Here is a 20482-nt window from a genome sequence, read left to right as displayed (position 1 = left end):
CCATTGACTAATGGCTAAAATTACTATATTTGCGGTGCGAACTTTAAAGGAGCTATAATGCTTAAATCTACATTGCAACAGACCGATCCGGAAATCTATAACATCATCCAGAAGGAAGCCGAACGCCAGGAATATGGCATCGAACTTATCGCTTCTGAAAACTACACTTCCAAGGCTGTGATGGAAGCCATGGGTTCTGTGCTCACGAACAAGTACAGTGAAGGTTACGTTGGCAAGCGCTACTACGGTGGTAACGAAGTTATCGACGAAATGGAAGCTCTCGCTATCGATCGTTGCAAGAAGCTCTTTGGTTGCGACCACGTGAACATCCAGCCGCTTTCCGGTTCTCCGGCTAACGCTGCTGTCTACTTCGCTGTTCTCAAACCGGGTGACAAGGTCCTCGGCCTCAAGCTCGACCACGGTGGACACCTTTCTCATGGTCATCCGGTGAACTTCTCCGGCATGCTCTACAACTTCGTGCAGTACGAAGTCGATAAGGAAACTGGTCGCATCGACATGGACAAGGTCCGCGAAATTGCTCTCCGCGAAAAGCCGAAGATGATCCTCGCTGGTTTCTCTGCTTACAGCCGTAACCTCGACTGGAAGCGCTTCAAGGAAATTGCAGACGAAGTTGGCGCTCTCACGATGGCTGACATTTCTCACATTGCTGGCCTCATCGCCGGTAAGGCAATCGAATCTCCGGTGCCGTACTTCGACATCGTGACCACCACGACCCACAAGACTCTCCGTGGCCCGCGTTCCGCTATCATCATGTGCAAGGACCGCACGATCCAGAAAATGGTGAAGGGCGAACTCAAGGAAGTTTCTTTGGCCAAGGAAATCGACAAGGGCGTGTTCCCGGGCATGCAGGGTGGTCCGCATGACCACATCAACGCCGGTAAGGCTGTTGCATTCCTCGAAGCTCTGCAACCGGAATTCCAGACCTACGCCAAGAACGTCATCAAGAACGCTCAGGCTATGTGCGCTGAAATGCAGAAGCTCGGCTACAAGGTCATCAGCGATGGTACCGACAACCACCTCATCGTTGTCGACATGACTTCTAAGGGCGTTTCCGGTAAGGAAGCCGAAGTCGCTATGGAAAAGGTCGGCATCTCCTGCAGCCGTTCTACGATTCCTTTTGATCCGCGCAAGCCGATGGACCCGTCCGGTGTTCGTCTCGGTACTGCTGCTATCACGACCCGTGGCTTCGACGAAGAAGACACCCGCGAAGTGGCTCGCATTATCGACCGCGCTATCCAGGCTAAGGATGACGAAGCTGGTCTCGCCAAGATCCGCGAAGACATCGTCGCTCTCTGCAAGAAGCACCCGCTTTATAAGTAGGACAAATGCGTTGGTTGAGTGTCGCGGCCAAACTTGTTTGGACATGACCGAGACCAGCATTTAACGCCGTTGGTGTTCGTGGCTGCGGTTATGCCATATCTGAATACAAGTATTCAGTTGCGTCATAACCTTGCACACTATTGGTACTTGAACGAAGTGAATGTACAAGTAGACAGTGGTTAGGAATTGCTGCTGGACACTGCTGTTAGATGGCACCTTCGGTGCGAAAGATTAAAAGGCGACCCGTTAAAAACGGGCCGCTTTTTGCATTTGTGTCATACGGAAGCTTTACTCACGACTGTCATTCTGGAGCCACGCAGTGGCGATAGAATCCAAACAAGTGTTGTCTGTAGAGGACACTTTGCAAAGCTCGCCCTTTTTTTGTGTGATTTTGTACGCTTCCCGTTTTAGATTTATCTCCAAAAAAGGTGTCGGGATGTTGAAAAAATATGTGTTAGGGCTGTTTCTAGGCATTACGGCTGCTTTTGCAAGCGGCCAACAAAAAACAATTGCTTTCTTTACTCCGTGGTCGAATACGAATGCTGTCCTTTATATGGGCGGCGATTCTGTAGCCACCATGACTTCGCTTGAAAATTACTGCGGGTGGTTCAAGGCTACGGTAGATGCCCCTGAAAGCGATTTCAAGGTTTACTTTAAACAGACCGTCGGATTTAATTATGTCGGCGCCGAAGGCTTGGTCTCGACGGAACCGACTATGGCGACTGAAATTGCGCTTGATTCTGTGGCGGCCCTTTCGGATACGATTTGGGTTCAAGGCTACAAGACGGATGTGCCCGCGCTATTTTCGAAATATCCTGGCGTTCTTGGCGATTGCCCGCTAAAGAAAATACCTGTGACTGTTTACGACTGGCTTCATGGAACTAAGGGCGATGGAGACGGTAGCGGTAAAAATGGCGACCCGGCAAACGGTGTGAGCGCTGATTTTGGGTCGGGTGGATGCTCTGGCAAATCGAAGGCTGTGACGGGCATGGTCGAATACAATCTCGGTCCAAACGGCGTTCCTGTTCGTGCAAATCCGTTCCCGGAAAACTGCAAGATTACGGATCATTTGGATAGCTGGTTCTTGCCACAGGTTATCGGCATGGATACTGCGGGTAACGAGTACACCAATATGACTTGCCGCGACCTTTATGTTTCTTTGGACGATGATGGATTTTGGCTTGCAGAAGTGTCGAAAGATCGCATATCGGAAGGCAACGAAAAGAATTCAGATGGCATGTTCCTACTGGATGATTTTGAATATCTCGATGATGCAAAGACCGTTCCGAATCCTTATTTTGACCAACTTAAGGGAACAAAAATCGGCAAGCATAATTTTGGCTATACTGCAAAAATTCAGGCGACCTTTGAATATGTTCCAGGGCAGTATTTTGATTTTTATGGAGACGATGACGTTTGGGTGTTTATTGATAATCGATTGGCTGTAGATATCGGTGGCCAGCACGCCCAAGTGGCGGGTGCCGTGGATCTCGATACGATTGGTCAAAATACTGGGAACAAGCTTGTTCCTGGAAAGACTTATGATTTCCACATCTTTTACGTTGAACGCCATACGGGTTCCTCGAATTTCCGCATGCGCACCTCCATTGACTTGCATGTGGATGCGTCGATTTTCTTGACGTCTGATAATCGCGATGAAGGAAAGCGTTTTGAAATTTGGCAAATCAATAAGAAAAATAAGCTGTCTTGCAATTACGATGCAAATTCAACGGAACTGGATACGATTGGAGGCGTCTCTACGTTTACGCTCAGCGGCGGAAATCTTGCAGGACCTGAAATTCTTGATGTCGGAACGCATTACGAAGGCATCGTAATTACAAGCGATTCGACATTCTACATTGACTCGGCGGCGATTGTGTCGAATGTTGCCCTTGCTCCTGGTCATTACTTCTTGGAAATTACGTTGAAGGCAGATCCCAGCCAAAAGACTAAAGTTGAAATTACGGTTCCCTCTTATGCGGTGCCAAGCGTTGCTTTTATGAAGACGGATTGGACTATTCTCGGGAAAAATGTTTCTGGCGATACGGCGCAAATTGGCGAATGGGCGTATGCGACCTATCAAGTGAATATTGCCTTCTTTGAAGAATGGGCGAAGGTCAACAATTACAATCGAAAGATAAATCTATCATTCTCCGATGTGAATATTGATGTTTTGGATACTGTGGACGGAAATAAAATCAATGCTGTGAATTTGGATGCAAATGGAAAAGCAACATTCTTTGTCCGTGCTAATGCGCCTGTGTCGGGCGTGACGCTTACGGCGAAGGGTGCTACTGCAGGTGTGTCCGTGTGGACGGACCTTGTGTTTGCGGCTCCGCCGGTTCCCCGCGTGTCAAATGCCATTGCAATTGACCGAAACGGTGATGGTCGTGCCGATAGTTTGTATGTGCATTTTGATAAATCTCTCAAGCAAAAGAGCAAACTCGATTCTATCCAGTTTACTTTTGGGGAATCGTTTAATACGACCTCCAAGTTTACGATTGTCAATGAAAATGATATTGTAATTACGGCTGAAAACTTGACTCCGCAAAATTGCTCTGGGGATGTGTGCGGCTTTGGAAGCAAGGTCTTTACAGGGGGCACCTCGGACGTTTATGTCGGAAGTTTAAACAATTGGTTTACCTATGAAGACAAAGGAAAGACTGGTCGCTTCTATATGGAAAATGAACCCATTGCTGATGGGGTCGGGCCTATTATTCTTACGGCTGTAAAATCAAAAAATAATAATGGAAATGTAATGCTCTTGCTTACTTTCAGCGAAACCGTGTCCGATGAATCCAAAAAGAATTTTGTACAAATGTTCGATTTCCTCTGTGTACGTTCAGGAGAAAATCGTACTCCTGAAAATCCGATGCTGCAAGGAGGGGCTGATAAAACCATGTTGCTCATTTACGAGGCGACTGCAAAAGATGCGGTGCTCCCGACTAGTGGTGATCGCGTTCGTTTTACCGTTGATGGAATTGTTACGGACCTTGCACAAAATAAGGCCCATAAAGAGAACCCTTGGGTTGTCATAGCCGGGGATCAGGAACTTTCTCTTGAAAGTCCTAATGTGGTACTGATTGGCGAAGATCCTTATGATATCATCAAGAAGGATTCCGTTACACAGGCTCTGCTTATTCCTAACACAGCGCAGAATGCTCAGGAAATAGGGGATTCTCTTGGCGTTCAGGGAAGTCTTGTCGATTTCGATGTCTCGAAAATTATGATTGAACAGACTCAGACTGCAGTGAATCATCTTGATGCGTTTATTGAATCTCGAATTGATAATACGGTCCACTACGACACCACCGTTACAAGCATCAGCGAAGAAGAAGCTCTTGTGCAACTTTTTAACGACATCCGTACCGTAGTTGTGGATACGTCTTACGGGTTTAGCGAAGAGACGGTCAACGGGATTTTAGACGGAGCTATAAACGAGGGTAATTATAAATTAATTGTTCGACCGGAAGACCAGGCGCTTATCGCGACGATGGTCGAAGCGAATGTTGATGCGAGCCGCGATACCACCATTGCGATAGATGAAATTTTATCTGTAACGCAGACAGACTTGTTCGATGCAATTCGACAAGGAAAAATGGATAGAGAACTTTTGCAAGCCGGTGTAAGCCAAGAACTGATTGATGCCATAAAAAATGGCGATGTAAATGAATTCAATATCGGTGAATATCGCAGTGGCGAAAAAACTGTAATTTCGGGTGATGATGTTGAACTTTATTACCATACGCGGTATTTCAGTCACTTGGGAGAATTTGTTGGAGATTATTCCAGTTCAATTAAATGTTCGGATCGTGATTTATATGGAGAAGAAGGTTGCTTAAAAAACAAGGGAAGAATTTTCCTAGCTTGGAATATGCGCTCTAATAATGGCCGTTTAGTGGGCACCGGAGTTTATATCGAACGCCTTGAAATCAAGGTTATCGTGAACGGGAAAAAAAATATACACCAGGTTCGGGATAAATTGATGGGCGTACGCCGTAAAGGTGGCGCGTTGTCTCATAAAAATAGTCTTTGAAATTGAAGCATATACAACACTCACAGACTCCAAATGCGCAGACTCGAAAGAGCCTGCGTTTTGCAATTCAGGGTGCTTTTAGCATTTTGTCAATGTTTTTTGTAACGTAGTTTGTTCTCTTTACCTTAAAAGAGGGTATTTTCATGCATAGAAAAATGTATGGGAGATATGTATGGAATGTTTAAAATTATCCTTTGCTGCGCTTTCTTTGGCCGCTGTTTCTACTTTTGCAGGCCCAATCACGACGGTTCCTTGGAATGGGCACCCGGGGGCGGCGTCTTTCACATTCGATGACGGTCTGCACTCGCAGACGAACAACCTGACCTTCCTGGACAATATGCCGGATGTGACGGTGACATTCTTTGTTTGTACCAACACGATGGGCTTTGGTAGCAATACGCAACCTCATTTGAATTATGCAAAGAAGGGGCATGAGATTGGGAACCATACGGCGACTCATAAGAACTTGACGCAGAACGCCGACTTGAATTCGGAAATTAGTGGCGCGGCCTCGAAACTGCGTGGTATGGGCTTGGAAGCGACATCTTTGGCGACTCCGTATTGCGCGCAGAATCAGACAGTCAAGAATGCGATTAACAAGGAACATTTCATTAGCCGCGGGTGCGGCGGTTCTGGCCTTACGGGCTGGGATACGGAACCTGATTGGATGCAGATTGATTCCCACTATTGGCAACAGAATGGAAGTACGGTGTCGGCATTCAAGAGCAGTGCGGACCAGGCGGCAAGCCAGAGCAAGTGGCACGTGCAACTGAACCATGGCGTAGGTGCTGACTGGGACGTGATTTCTGCCGCCGACATCAAGACGCTTATTGAGTACGCGGTCAGCAAGAAGTTGTGGGTGGCGAGCTTCTCGACGGTGGGGGCGTATTTGCGTGCTCACTTCACCATTGACAAGGCTGCCGCAACGAACACCGCAAACGGGTTTACGGTCAAGTGGACTTCTCCGCATGCGCATATGCCAAAGAGTGTGCCGCTTCGCGTAAAGATTCAGGGCGCGCAGGGCAAGACTGTTAGCCAGAAGGGTAAAGAAGTCAAGCCGAATTCCGATGGTACTTACACGATTGAATTCATGGCGCTTGAACTTGAAGTTTCGGGCGAGCCGATTGAAGTCAAACCGTTCAAGGGCGCAATTGAAATTCCGGGAACTCTTGAAGCCGAAAATTATGATACCTACGCTTACAGCGATGCCGATGGCAAGAGCGATGAAACAGGCTACCGCAGCGATGATGCTGGCATTGTCAAGGGCGGCTCGGGTTATGCGCTCGGCTACACGAGTGCTGACGATTATTTCGAATACACGCTCGATGTGAAAAAGGCGGGTAAGTACAAAGTAGTTATCAATGGAGCCACTGGCAATTCTACAGCGTCTTCCGTGACCGTTTCTGTAGGCGACAAAAAGGTTGAAACGGAAATCCCGTCTAAAGGCGATTGGGTCACGTATTCCGAAGTGGAAGCGGGCGAGTTGGAACTTGCTGCGGGTAAGCAGACGCTCCGCCTTACAATCAATACAAACTATATAAATGTCGACTGGATTAAATTCGTGGATGAATCTGTGCAGTCTTCAAGTTCCGTTCAGCAGTCCTCAAGTTCTACGAATCCGGCAGTTTCTAGCTCTTCGACTTTGGCTGAATCCAGTTCTTCGGCTACAAATGCGATTGTTCAGAAAGTTGCATTAGAACATGGCGTAACAATGGTGCATTGCCAGGTGTTCGATTTGAATGGTCAACTGATCAAGTCTGCGAATGTGATGGCGGGTTCCGCAAGCGAGGCTTGGAATCTCGTGAAGACGGGGCTCAGAAAAGGCGCTTACATCATGCGTTATGGCGAAGCGGATCGCGAAATGCGCGTTATCCAAATTCGTAAGTAGATCAAATGAAAATAGTGCGACTCGTTATGGCGGGTCGCTTGTTGTATGTTGACTCATTCATTAAAGAATGGTTTAAGCTAATATCTGTGTAAAAGACGAGTTGACTGTATATTTTTGTTAGAGTATATTTGGGGACGGGTTAAATAAGCTGACAAGTAGTGTTAGTGAATAATTCATCTGTGGATGAGGTTGTCCTTATGAAAAAAAATATTCTATTTCTTGTTCTTTTTTCAGTCGTTTTTATTTTCGCGCAAGGTAATGTTGAATCTAAAATCGAAGAAGGTGCTTCTGTAACCTCAGCTTCTGATAAAGACAAACAGATGCTTATTGAACAACTGCATATTTGCAAAAGCTCATTAACCAAGATTATCCACCATAGTTCTATGGAGGTCTATAACCACGAAATTGATCTTCTGCTTAACAACTTGCGAATTAAAGAAATTAGCGCTCTTGGCTTGTATGAAGTGCAGGATTTTCGAGAGGACCTTCTTGATGAGCTGAAAAAACTACAGCTGAATGAAGAAGAGCATGATCTTATGAAAAAAATTAATGCGATGGAACGCGATGCCATGAAATGGAATGCTCTTTCTAATGCGTTGAGTCCAACTCTATTAATGGTTGGTGTGGGAAGCCCCCAAAAAATGCTTGCTCAGTTGGCCTTCAATGTTGGTGTAACTGCCGTTCGTTCTATGGTTGAATATAAATCTGCTGGAAATGCTCAGAGTATTAACGAGCTTAAGCAACGTTTTGAAATACGAAAACGAGATTTAGAAAGTGTTGGTCGTTTACGTCAAAAAGCAATGGATGTGGAGTACAAACTCTTTAGTAGATTTGGAAAAGACTTGAAACTTGCAGAATTTGACAGAACTGTTGAAGAAGATGAAGAAAATTTTGTTAAAGTTATTTCTTTGCCTGATGCCTATTCTCGAATAGCGAATATGGAAAATGAACATTTCAAGAGTCTTTTTGGAAAGTTTGCTGATTACGACTACTATCTAGGTATGGCTTATTTGGACAATCGAACTGCAAAAGATTCTGCAGAAGCTTTTAAAATTCTCAATCGTTTTGTTGAAAAAGCTAAAGAAACTCCTCTATTTAGAAAAGATGAAAAATTAGGAAGTGCTGCGTTGGTCCTTATGACTCAGGAAAGGTCAAAAAAAGTGGTCAATCTCATTAAGATTGTAGAAGACAATCTTCCTACAAATGGAGCTGCTTTAGTGCAATGTGCTGCCACTTATTTTGAATTGGCTGAAAAATATCCGGAATACGAAAAGGATGGGCTGAAAATTTTGCTGCGTGTGGTAAACGATGTTTCCATTTCGGACAACAAGAATCTTGCTTTTCTACTGGTGGTAAACCGATATGAATCTGTCAAAAAATTTGGATTGGAAAGCAAATTCTACAATACCGTCAAAGGAACAGAGGGCCTGGATTTTACCCCGTATATTAATTACTTGTGGCATTACAAGGTTGAAACCATCAAAAAGGAACAAAAATTTTTAACCATCAAATCTTCTGCTGAGGGCTCTTGTAAGAAAAAATTCCGAAACTATTTGAAAGGTTGTGAAGACTTTTATTTTGATTTAAAATTAGAATTAAGCGAAAAATTTAGTTTTAATCTTGACGAAGTACAAATGTACACAGAAATGTACAATCACAATTCAGGCAATTTAAATGTGACTCAGTATAAGATTGAAAAAAAGAATTTGTTCACTTTAAAAGAACTTCGTGAAAGTAAAGCTAAGGAATTCTTTGAGGCTAACCCTGAAGCCATTTATTTCTTTGTGAATACGGTGGTTCTTGATTCTCTTTATTCTGTTAAAGAGTCGTTAAAGGAAATGGATATTCGTAATTGTGATATTTTCCGTAACCAAATTGATGGATGTAGCGATTATGTTGAAAATCTTGTTAAATTTTGGAAGGAATATAAAGATAAAAAGCCTTATATGGCTGCAACCTACATTGATAAGGAAAATTATCTTATAGACTTTGCGTATTATAGCGATTTCTTTTCGCAGGATTGGGATAAAAAGATAGTTTTTACTGGTGATAGTCTTACGTATAACCCTTATATGATTAAGAATATTTTCAGTGAAAATGCGAAAAAACGCGTCAAGATGTTTTTTAAGATTGTATTCCCAAATCTAAAAGATCCTGAAGAAACGGACAAAATCATTTTGACATATGTCAAGTATGTAGGACATGAACCGGAGCTTTTCTCCATAGAAGATGGTTTGAAAATTTATTTTGTTGATGATGGTAGAATTGTGGAAAAAATATGATTGTAATTCGCCAAATTTTGTTTCTTGTGCTATGTTGCTTTGTCTGTTTGGCATTTTCAAAGATGAAAAATGAACATGTAAACGATATGTGGCTCGTTTTTCCATTTCAAGAAAGTGAAAAAAATGGCGTTAACAAAAAAATTCATGAATTCTTTTTGGATGTTCATAGTTATCTTGATTATTGTGATTATCCCTTGAAGAAAAATAACGATTCGGATCGGCGACATTCTTGTAATAACTTATGTGAATTGCTTGCGACACAAAGTTGCCATATTACCATTGGTAATGTTAGCAAGGGAAATCATCGAATTTTTTATCACTGGGGATGGACCCCCTATGTCAAGGATATGAAAAATGATCATCATTATAAATCGTTAAAAAATTATGTAATAAGATCTTGTGATGATGATGCTTCTTGTGTAGACAAATTCTTCGATAAATTTAAGGATGTCAAGAAAAAAAGAGACTCGCACCTTCAAGATCAGTATGCAGGATTACTGGGAAAGAACAAATTTAGTCTGTTAAGCCGTAGAGATCAAGAACAAGGTAACGCATTTATTGCGATTGCCTATATTGTGCATATATTGGGTGATTATACCACCAATCAAGGTAATGATAAAACGCAGGAATTCGATAGCGTTGTAGACGATATAAAACAGTCTTTGATAGCTTTGGCTCCAGAAAGAAAAGCTGCTATAAATGATTTCATTGCTAAATTAGAGAAAAAAGCCTACTCTGGCAGTATTGGTCAATTTCGTGCATCTAGTTCTAGTGAATTAGGTGAGAACACGTTGAATTTCCTAAAAAACAACTTTACCAATTTCTTATACGCCACAAAATCGGAAAATTACTTAAAAAAGTTTGAATCATTTAATTATAAGATGAAGTAAGTAAAATCTAAAAACTATCTTTGTATTATAAACACGAGGTTTTATGCAGTCCTGGACCGAAATCAAGAATATTGAAAACCCCACAGAAGAACAACAGCTTGAAGCAATTAAGCTGAACTGGTATGCCATCAGTCTCATCCAGAACCCGACTGAAACAGTGCAAAAGGCTGCATTTGAAAAAAATGAGCAGGCCATTCTTTACGTGAAGTGCGGTCCGTGCGAAGCTTTGAAGCAGGCGCTTAACGCTATGGACGAGGCTAAGTTCCTCGCCGCATTTAAGGCTGAACCGAACTTGCTCAAGTTTATCACGAATCCCGCTCTTCTCAAGGTTGCTGTGTCGCAGGATTGGCGCATCGTCCGTAAGATCGATGGAGCCTCCGATGAACTTTGGGCCGAGGCCGTTCGTCAGAGTGCGGACGCTTTGAAATTTGTTCACAATGCGGGTGAAAAAGTACTCGTTGCTGCTGTGGAACGTGACTGGAAGTACATTCAGGAAATCGAAGTCCCGACGGCGGCTGTCGTTGTGGCTGCGGTCAAGCAGGACTACCATGCGTTTGAATACGTGAGCATTCGTCGCCGTACAGAACCGGTGCAGCTCGCCGCCGTCCGCACGGATTGGCGTTGCATCCAGTACTTACAGCGTGCTAGCGAAAAGGTGCAGATGGAAGCGGTCAAGGCATCTAAGGATGCTCTTAAGCTGATCAAGAATCCGACTCCTGCCGTCAAGGAATTCTGCGCGTGATTGAGCTTGATTCGGTAACATTCCGTTATCCGAAATCCACGGCAGATGCTCTGTCTAATATTTCTCTCAATATCCCGCAAGGGAGCTTTTTTGCGCTGATTGGCCCGAATGGCGCTGGCAAGACAACTTTGTTGCGCTTGCTTTGCGGGCGTCTAGGCGCATTCGAAGGCTCTGTCAAAATTGACGAGTCCTTGCGCAATTCTGTTGGATTCCTGAATGCCGAAAAGTACGGTGTGCTTCTCGAAAATCCGGGCGTTTATCCGAAACTTTCCATCAAGGAATATCTCCAGTATTTTACAGGCTTTTATGGCTTTGGCGCAGAGAATTGGCGCGAAAATGGAGCCATGTTGGAACGTTGCAAGTCTTTTGCTGAACGCCTCAAATTGCCGCCTCTCGATAAGCGCTTGGAAACGCTCTCGCTTGGGAACCGCCAAAAGGTGCAGATTGTCCGTGCGCTTTTGCATAGTCCAAAGCTTTTGATTCTCGACGAGCCTGTTGCAAATCTCGACCCGATTTCAAGAGATACGGTCTGGCAACTGCTCGACGAATGGCGCAAAGAAGAAAACGGAACAGCGATAGTCTGCTCGCACGTGCTTGCTGAAATGGACCAGTGGGCAACGGATTACGCCATTATCGACGGCGGTCGCGTTTTGAAAAGTGGGCGAGTCGCCGATGTTGGTGCCGATACCACTTCGTTTAAGATAAATGCTACTGGCGCGACTCTAGAACAAATCCGCGCTGCTCTTGATGCTGCCGGAATCTCCGCCGACGTTAATCTTGAACACACAAGCCTTTCAAAGCTTTATCGTTCAATTATTCAGTAAATTCCTAATAGGCGGTCTTCTACTAGCTGCTGCGCAGCCACTTTAGAATGCCTGCGACAAGTCGAAGGCGAAACGTCCCCATTTAAATCTGGTGGAGTTCTTCTTGCTTTCGTCTACGCTTGTAAGCCCTGTGATAATTGCATAGTCCAGGCGGAATGTCAGGAATTGCCAATGATAGCGGATGCCAAGACCAAGGCTTCCTTCTTGCGATGAATTGAATTGGTCATCTTTCATGTCCATGACTTTCGCCCAGTCAAAGAATTGCACGATTTGCCAAGCTCTCAAAGATTTCCATGGCAACGTCCAGCGCAATTCCTCGTTGATGCGGAAATACATTGGCGTGAGTGCCGTATTGGTGACTTCTTTAGTCGTATCTTTTGTAACTACAGAACCATCTTCATCTTTTGTCGTGATTGTAGTCGGAACTTCTGAAGTGTAGCTCGCGTAAATGCTGCGGAAACGGTAACCGCGTACAGAACGGGAACCACCTTGATAGAACACGCGGGCGTCATCTTCGATGGCTGTGTTGAAAAATCTGCCGACACTGCCACTTAATGCTCCGTATAGCGTCCAGAACAGCGGCATGTACAGGTTGACAGTCGCTTCGCCATAAGTGTAAATGTGTCCGTCTTCGTAGTCGTTCTTTCCGCTAAAGTTCGTGCCAAAACCCGCCGTGGGGAACACACGAATACCTTTTGTCGGATTGAAGTAGTCGTTGGTGTAGTCGAACGTCAAACCGATTTCGCCTTTGAGCTTGAAAAGCTTGTCTTCGTTTTTATTCACGTATCGAGTATCAATAGTACCGCGGAATCTGATGTTGTTCGTGATGCCGAATGTCAGGTCACCGCGGTTGATGATTTCGTAACGCTCTTCAATACTGTCTGGGTAAGCGGGCGGGTTAATCTTTTCGTGGTTGAAAGAAAGTCGGTCTACAAAACGGATAGCCGTCGGGATGAACGTGAATGCTGTTCCGAACAAGAGCGGGTTTGCGTATCCGAGCGTGATTTCTTGCTTGTGCTGTGCAATCTGGACGCTAGTTGAAAATTCGTTGAACTTTCCAAAGAAGTTCTTGTGGTCGGCATAAGCCATGGCGCCGAAACCGTAGATTTCTTCGAAGAAAAATCCGTAGCGCGCTTCGCCCGGCACGCGTTCGATCACGTCGAGGTGAACGTCCGAAAGCCCGTCTTCACGAAGTGAATCGTTCAGCTTGACTTGCGTAAACAACTGCGTTGAATAGAGCTTGCTCTTGAAGTTGAAATACTGGTTACCGTCGATGATTTCACCTTTAGGGATTCGCCAAAGTGAAGAAAGCCAGGATGTGTCTGTCAGCCCTTGCTCGGGTGTCTGGTTCTTTTCGTTCTTGTTGATGACGCGTTGCGTGGTGGTGATGACGTTACCCATCAAGACTTTGGGGCCGGGGTTCACATTGATGATGACGTTGATTTGTTTTGCCGTTGTATCGACATGTTCTTCGGACGAAATGTAAACGTGCAAGTTACCTTGTTTGCGGTATGCTTTCTGGACTTCTTGCAAGTCTTCGGAAATGTCGTCCTGGTTGTAATATCTGTGCTTTGTAATCTTGAGTGATGCTAAATCTATAGGGATGGGTTCATCGCCGGCAGAAATGATTTTGGCATCGTTGAATTTATAGCATTCGCCTTCGCTTACAGTAATATCGTAGTTGCGCTGGATGTTTCCGTTCGAAAGCGGTTCACGATTGATTTCCAATTTCAAGTCGAGACTGAAGTATCCACGGGAATAATAAAGGGCTTTTATGTTTTCCGAAGAAAGGCGCATCAAAAAGTCTTGCTTGATGGTGTCGAGCTGTCCAAATTCATCGGGAATGTCAAGCTGTTCGTTTAACTGGAACTTCGAGAAAATCTTATTGCCTTCGATGGACACAGACCAAGGACTTTTGTCATCGTTATCCGCAAATGCAATCGACGAAAAAAACAATAATGCACAAATCAATAAAATCATTTTGCTTTCTCCGTGGACTTCGTATCGCTAGGCTTTTTGTTTCCAAACTTGCTAAACGTAGTGGAATCGAAAACGTCCGTATCGTTCGGCTGGCGCATCGCTCTTGGCGGGCGGACCGTTTCGCAGTGCCCGATACCTAAAATACAGGGGTTCCAGAACTTGTATGTGTAGTTGATGCCGATGTTCTTTTCGACACGACTTTCGTTGTTACTTTCTGTACCAGAGTTCGATGTGTATTGCTTCGAAATCAAAAGACCGTTCAAGGATAACGTTGGCGAGAAATGGTTCTTGTGCGAGTATTCCTTGTCCTGGAATACTGGGAGCGTGTAGGTAGCGCCAAATTGCAATGCCTGTTCGTAAACCGGGTCTATACTCTGGTCTTGCGTGTAACCGAAAATGAGGCTCAAGTTCTTGACCCAGCGATCCAGAGAAATCGGAACCTTGACGTACGAAGAGTCCTTGTCGTTGGCAGAGTTGTCGAAGAGCATCACCTTCATGTCGATATCGCCAATGTAGTCGCCACCCAAGGTCTTGTTTGCGGTCGAAGAAATGACTTTACCGATTGCCTTGCCGGCAAGCTTGTTCCAGTCGGCAGAAACGCCATCCTCTGTAGCGACGCATCCAAGGAATATGTTGCGGTACGTATCTGCAGCGGTCGATTCTGTTCCGCAGTTGGAACTCGGCATCGGTTGCGGGTTGGTAATGGTTCCTTGAATATCAAAGTTAATCGGGCAGGTTTCTTTGTCCTTGTCTTCTTGTTCTGTACAGTAGGGGAGTTCCTGTGAACTAGAAACGTCGATAATGCCTTGCTGCCAAGGAACGTCGTTCCACGAGAGATTGAAGCTGCTGAGTTCGAATTCGTAAATGTCCTTAACGCCGATGAAGCCGTTGTCTGCGTTAGTCACGTCGCCGCGTAAGAGAGGTCTTGTCGTCGTGCCGAGCACCCAAATATCAAGCGTGAGCGGGAAAGAGGCAAACGGCGAGATGATTTCGACGGAGTCGCTCTGGGAATCGCTGATGTGGAACGACAAGTCGATGGGGCTCGATACAGAAATCTTGGCTTCGGTCTTTTCTTTATTGCGGAGGTTGGCAATAGCGTTATTGAAGAGCGTTAGCACCTTGTCGAGAGAACTTGGCGTAATCTCGATATCCAAATCCTTTCTATAGACGAGCTTATCGATAATGAAGTTGCCGTTGATGCTCTTGTTCTTAATCTGTCTGTCTTGCGTATGCGGAATGTTGAGCGTAAGATCGCTTTTGCCTTTCAGGTTTGCTGTACCGAATGTTTCATCATTAAATTTGTATAGAATCAGAGGGAAGTTCGCGACGAGGGACATCTGTTCTTCGGAATCTTCTAAGTGGCTAGTGACATTTTTCAAGATGACTGTGTGGTTGTCCGTTTCGAGCGTGTAACTGTCGGTGCTGATATCAAGCGCTTCGAGCCTCATGGTTCTCAAATCGTAAAGCAAGGTTGCGAGAATCAAGTCGCCGCGATCGTTCTGCGTCGAAATTTCGTTGATGGCGAGCACACCGTCTTTGAGGTCGCCTCTCACGCGGAGCGGGAAGTCCATCGGGAGTGTCCCGTAACGGACAATGGTAGAATCTGACCAGAGCGTTGCTGCGATTCCCGGTAAGCCTTCACGGAGTTTCGCCTGAATGTTGATTCTCATATCGGTCTTGTCAATTTCGGCACGGGTTTCTGGGATAAGCCATATGCCACCGAGATTGATTACACCTAAGAAGTCGAGGTCGTTATTGATGGAGCCTTTACCATTAATGAAGCCTCCGTTCGGGCTTGTGTAGGTCAGGCTGACAAGCCTATTGTCATCGAAAATGTTGTCTACAACAATATTTGTAACACCTGTCCAGACGCCATTCATGATGTCGAAGTTGGTAAGCAATTCAATCTTGTTTTTCTTTGCCGAAACGTTCAGTTGCTTGAGGTTCAAAAGTTCTGGAGGAATGTTGGTAAACTTCAAGTCCTTGAATTCGATATTGCCGAGCATGCCGGATTCTTCATTAAACGAAATCTCACCGTTGAAGCTACCGGAAGAAAGCGTTGTGTCTCCAAGCGGTTCCAAAAGAATCGGCAAGTTGAAGTCTTCAGCCGAAGCCCAGGAATGCAAAACCTGGATGGGGAGCACAGCGGTAGGCTTGAAGTCCGGGTTCGAATCGTTAGGCAATACGAACGAAGCCTTCATGGCGACCTTGTTGCTGTTGTGCGTGAAAACCGCCGTATCGACAATTACGGTATCGCCAATTTCTCTAATCTTAGTGTGTCCGTGCACGATAAACGGTTCCACATTGCCGTCTATATCGAGCTCAGCTTCGCCGACACGGGAATCGAGATTGTAGTCAATGGTGCCAGTGACTGTGCCCTTGAGCTTGTCGTTCAGTTCAATGTCCGAGAGGGGGAGTGTCGATATTTCTGCATGGTCTACCCGAGCCCAGACGAGGAGTGAATCGCCAAGGTGGACAACCGTTTCGGCAGTACCTCCGTTCTTTTGCGTGAGCTTCCAAGAAGTGTGGAGCGTCGGCTCGTGGAAATCGACATCGCCTGTAATGGCAAATTCCTCGTTTGGCGTGAATACGGTCACTTTCGGGAACTCGATGTAATTGCGGTTGAGGTCGAGGACCAAGTGCAGGCGGAGGGAGTCTGCTTTCAGGTGGTAAGCGTTGACGATGGAGTCTGCCTTCAGGTAAGCGCGCAATTTGTTGTTCTGGAACGACCCTATGAGCTTGGGGTTACGTCCGAGTTCGACATTCCCCTTAACCCAGTCCAGCGCCCAAGGTTCTGTTGCGGCGAGGTTAGCAGCGAAGAATACCTTGAGACTGTCCTTGGTCTTGATTCGCGTTCTGATGACGGAGCCTTCGCGGGTTTCAATGGAGGCTTCGATGTCGTCACCTGTTTTTGTAATCGACTGGATGTCCATGTCCATCGGCATCATCTGCGGCCCGTACATGGCGCTCATGTATGCAATTTCACCGGAAAAGTCAAAGTCCAGCTTGTCGTTGATCACACCGTCGAGATTGATGTGTCCGCCTTCGTTATTGCGGAATACGGACTCGATGTTGGTGTGTTTCGGGCTTCCGTTGACCTTAATGGTGGCATCAAGCGGCAAGAACGGCCAAACTTCTCCGATGTGCGTCTTGAGCGTAAAATTGTACTGGAACGTTTTTTTGGTAAGCGATGTCGAAACATTTCCGCTTAGACTCAGGTTGCTTATTCCTGGAACTGCCTTCGGAAGTTTCATCGGGACCCAGCTAAGAGGATCTTTGACGTTCACGTTTGTGGCGACTTTCAACTGGGTCACGTCGCTTTTGGGGGCTGTCGCGTTTATCGTCACGCTGTTGTTCGGTGTCGAAACATTGACGTTTGCGATGACGTTTTTCTGTTCGAAGTCCAAGTCGAGCCGCACGTTGGCGGGCTCAGCGATGTAGCTGCCTTGGATGCTGTCTGCGTTCAGCAGTAAACTTCTTTGACCTTTACTCTTGGCGAGGATATTCTGCGCCTTCCAGCCCATGTCTCCCATGGCAAAGTCTAGCTTTCCGACACTGATTTTTACAGGGAGCGGCGTACGCCAGTTGTCGGGAATCGCAAATGCTTCAAGCTTTGTCGTGTCTTTTGCCGTCGGTTGGCTTTTGGTTGTGTCCGGGACCTGGTTTATGGAAACCTCTTTAACATCCAGGGCAACCCCTTTATCTTCTCCGAGAATTGTGATGTCCAGGTGGGGACCACGGACCATGTAGGTCGAAGCTCCCTTTTCAACGAGGATAGAATCGTAATAGTGGTCGAGGAGGTTGTTTTGATGGTGCCCGTAAGGGGTTATTGTTACGTCGCCAAACGTGTGCGGGGTCGAGAGGAGCTCTTCAATGGCAAAATGGACATACCAGACGCCTACAGCGATGGCGCCCACAATAGCCGTCGTAATTGCGGCTTTTATAAGGAATATTGATAGAATACTCTTCAAGTGCCCCTAATATAGATAATGTTGGTATTTGTAAAATGAATGCTTACGTGGAACTTACGCTTGAAAGTATATAGGATGTGTAAATTATTATTTATTTAGAATAAAGTAATTTGTTGTTGGTCGTTAGTCTATGTTCATTAGATGTTGGTTCATGAATTTCTAAATCATGAGTTAGGAATTCTTGCCATAAAAAACTATTAACTATTGACTAATGACTATTGACTAAATTCTAATAACTAATGACCAATAACCAGTAACTATTAACTATAAAAATTGTTATATTCACGCGTACATATTCATGAGGACTTTATGAAAAAGGGTTTGCTTGCGTTTTTGTCTTTCTGTACTCTTGTTTTTACAGGGTGCAATTCCATCGGAGAAAAGGATACTCTCGTAGCTAGGGTGAATGGTGAACCCATATACAAGGAAGACTACGCCTTCATGATGCGCGTAGGCAATATTGTTCCCAATACGGAACAGATGAGAAAAGCGTCGGGCTCGTTGTTTAGCCGCAAGGCCCTTTATACGGTTGCTCTCCAGAAGTATCCTGAATTCAAGGATCAGCTTGCTGCTCACAATGTTTCCTTGGAAAATTACCTCCTCACGTTTATCTATCAGCGCCTCTATTCGATGGACCGCCTGATGTACAGCGACGATGAACTCGCTTTCTACTACGACAAGCACCGCGACCAGTTCCCGGATTCCCTGGCTTACATGAATCTCCGCGACAAGGTTGCCGATGCCAAGTATATCGAGGCGAACCAGGATTCTTTAAGGGCTTATGCGTTCCAGCACAGGAACTTGGCTGATTCTACAGCCGAAGTCAAGATTACGGACGATATCAAGGAAAGTTTCGTCTCGGACCATCGCCAAAGGATTGTTCGTGAAACGGGTCCTGCACTCCTGAAAAAGTACAACATCCAGGAAACCGAAATCCAGCTGCCGTCGGCCGAAGTTTATTATGAAAAACACAAGAATAAGTACACGACCCCGAACGGCTTTGTCGTCTATCATGTGGAAGCCGCCGATTCTTCCGCTCTTGCCAAGCGTTTCAAGGGCAAGAAGGTGGATCTTAAGGGCTTCATGAAGATTGCTTCCAAGTTCAGTGAGAACAAGGAAACCAAGAAAGCCAAGGGCTATGTCGGCAAGGTTATTCTGGGACATCCGCTTCCGTACGGCATCGGTTTTGTCTCGAATATGTTTATTGAACTCGATACATTGGCTGATGGAGCCGTTTCTTCGATTCTCAAGTCTGAATCGACAGGGCGCTTCCATGTATTCTACCGTGTTTCGGCTGTTGCTTCGGAACAGAAACCGTTTGACCGAGTCCGCAAGACTGTTGAACGCGAGCTGGCAACGTCTGCTAATTATGAACTGGATTCCTCATACGTTCTCGTGACGAAAAACGGTGAACCGGTTATCCGCGAAAAGGACGTTCTTGCGGCATACGAAGACAATCCGATGATGATCCGTTCCCGCAGATCGCACGACCAGGTGGTAAGTTCTCTTGCTCTCCAGCTTGCCTTTGCTACAGAAGCCCGCGAAATCGGTCTAGACCACTCCTGGGAATATAGAGCCTTGCAGCGCCAGAGCGATGTGGATTACGTTATCAAGCTTTATAGAAACAAAGTGTTGAGCCAGGTCTCGGTTCCCGAAGATTCCCTCAAGGCTTTGTATGACCGCATGGGCAACCCTGCACAGCCGACCCTTTCTTATGAACAGTCCCGTGCGGAACTGAGCGACTGGTTTACTATCCCCGAAAACCTCATGAAGAGGACGTACTACTACGCCGAAGAAGACTACTTGCCGAAAACGTACGAACAGGCTAAACAGAACGTGTTTGAATCTGCTTTCCTGAAGCTCCGTTCTGGTCGTTGGGACAGGGAAGTCGTGTCTTCCTGGGGTACTGCAAAGGTGGATCTTTTTGCAGACAACATTACACTCATGCCGCAGGAAGCTTCTCCAGAACAGGCCATGAGAGCTGCCGATTCCCTTTACACGCAGGCAAAGAATGTTGAAAAGGCTTACCTCGCCTGGGATGGAATCCGTGACCGCTATGTGGACATTGATTCTGTTGCCAAGAAGGCAACGTTTGAACTGGCTCATATCTTTAGCGATAGGGAAAATTTCAACGAAGCCCAGAGAGAATACAAGGCTTTCTACCGTACATGGCCGGACTCTCCGGATGCTGAAAAGGCGATGTTCAGCCGCGGCTTCATCCTGACGGAAAATCTGCACTTGAACGACGAAGCCCTTAAGGTCTTTGACGAATTCAAGAAGCTCTACCCGAAGAGCGAACTCAATGAATCTGTCGATTGGCTTGTCCAGAACATCAAGAGCAACGGCAAACTTGCCGATGATTTGATGAAAAAAATCGAAGCCGAGGAATAGTCTCTAGTTTTATAGTCAATGGTCGTTAGTTTCTAGTTTGGCGGCGTAGCCGCGATTCTTAAGTCTTACGACTAATAACTAATGACCAAAGACCATCAAAAAACCTATATTTCTCACATCTTTAACTAAAAGGTACT

The 20482-nt window shown here is 45.6% G+C and carries 10 protein-coding genes; 8 read left to right on the top strand and 2 right to left on the bottom strand.

Annotated features, from left to right (window positions below; genetic code table 11):
• Nucleotides 1-57 precede the first annotated feature (57 nt).
• The 7 genes from glyA to BUC30_RS00745 all read left to right on the top strand — a co-directional run bounded on the left by glyA (nt 58) and on the right by BUC30_RS00745 (nt 12003).
• Complete coding sequence (gene glyA / locus BUC30_RS00775; RefSeq protein WP_073423040.1) at nt 58-1341, top strand: serine hydroxymethyltransferase; 1284 nt, start codon at nt 58-60, stop codon at nt 1339-1341.
• Nucleotides 1342-1777: 436 nt separating this feature from the next.
• Nucleotides 1778-5377: a fibro-slime domain-containing protein gene (locus tag BUC30_RS00770; RefSeq protein WP_073423038.1), complete on the top strand. Its 3600-nt coding sequence runs from the start codon at nt 1778-1780 to the stop codon at nt 5375-5377.
• Between the two features lie 172 nt (nt 5378-5549).
• Nucleotides 5550-7265: a carbohydrate-binding protein gene (locus BUC30_RS00765; protein WP_073423036.1), complete on the top strand. Its 1716-nt coding sequence runs from the start codon at nt 5550-5552 to the stop codon at nt 7263-7265.
• A gap of 197 nt (nt 7266-7462) precedes the next feature.
• Nucleotides 7463-9547: a hypothetical protein gene (locus tag BUC30_RS00760; RefSeq protein ID WP_073423034.1), complete on the top strand. Its 2085-nt coding sequence runs from the start codon at nt 7463-7465 to the stop codon at nt 9545-9547.
• Nucleotides 9544-10437 (top strand): hypothetical protein, encoded by an 894-nt coding sequence (locus BUC30_RS00755; protein WP_073423032.1) that lies wholly within the window; start codon nt 9544-9546, stop codon nt 10435-10437. The genes BUC30_RS00760 and BUC30_RS00755 overlap by 4 nt, the downstream gene beginning before the upstream one ends.
• A 43-nt stretch (nt 10438-10480) precedes the next feature.
• A complete protein-coding gene (locus BUC30_RS00750) occupies nt 10481-11179 on the top strand; it encodes a hypothetical protein (protein ID WP_073423030.1) in 699 nt (232 codons plus the stop codon).
• Entirely contained in the window at nt 11176-12003 is an 828-nt protein-coding gene (locus BUC30_RS00745; RefSeq protein ID WP_073423028.1) for an ABC transporter ATP-binding protein, read from the top strand. The genes BUC30_RS00750 and BUC30_RS00745 overlap by 4 nt, the downstream gene beginning before the upstream one ends.
• 42 nt (nt 12004-12045) lie before the next feature.
• Here BUC30_RS00745 and BUC30_RS00740 read toward each other — a convergent pair whose 3' ends face one another.
• Nucleotides 12046-13983 (bottom strand): BamA/TamA family outer membrane protein, encoded by a 1938-nt coding sequence (locus BUC30_RS00740; RefSeq protein WP_073423026.1) that lies wholly within the window; start codon nt 13981-13983, stop codon nt 12046-12048.
• The gene (locus BUC30_RS00735; protein WP_073423024.1) at nt 13980-17954 is read right to left on the bottom strand and encodes a hypothetical protein; all 3975 of its coding nucleotides are present in this window, start codon (nt 17952-17954) and stop codon (nt 13980-13982) included. Before BUC30_RS00735 ends, BUC30_RS00740 begins: the two co-directional genes overlap by 4 nt.
• Before the next feature lie 309 nt (nt 17955-18263).
• Between BUC30_RS00735 and BUC30_RS00730 the strand changes: the two genes are divergently transcribed.
• Complete coding sequence (locus tag BUC30_RS00730) at nt 18264-20345, top strand: peptidyl-prolyl cis-trans isomerase (protein WP_073423022.1); 2082 nt, start codon at nt 18264-18266, stop codon at nt 20343-20345.
• Nucleotides 20346-20482 lie beyond the last annotated feature (137 nt).

This window comes from Fibrobacter sp. UWB7, assembly GCF_900142945.1.
Taxonomy (GTDB): Bacteria; Fibrobacterota; Fibrobacteria; order Fibrobacterales; family Fibrobacteraceae; genus Fibrobacter.
This window is presented reverse-complemented; position numbering and strand designations above follow the sequence as displayed.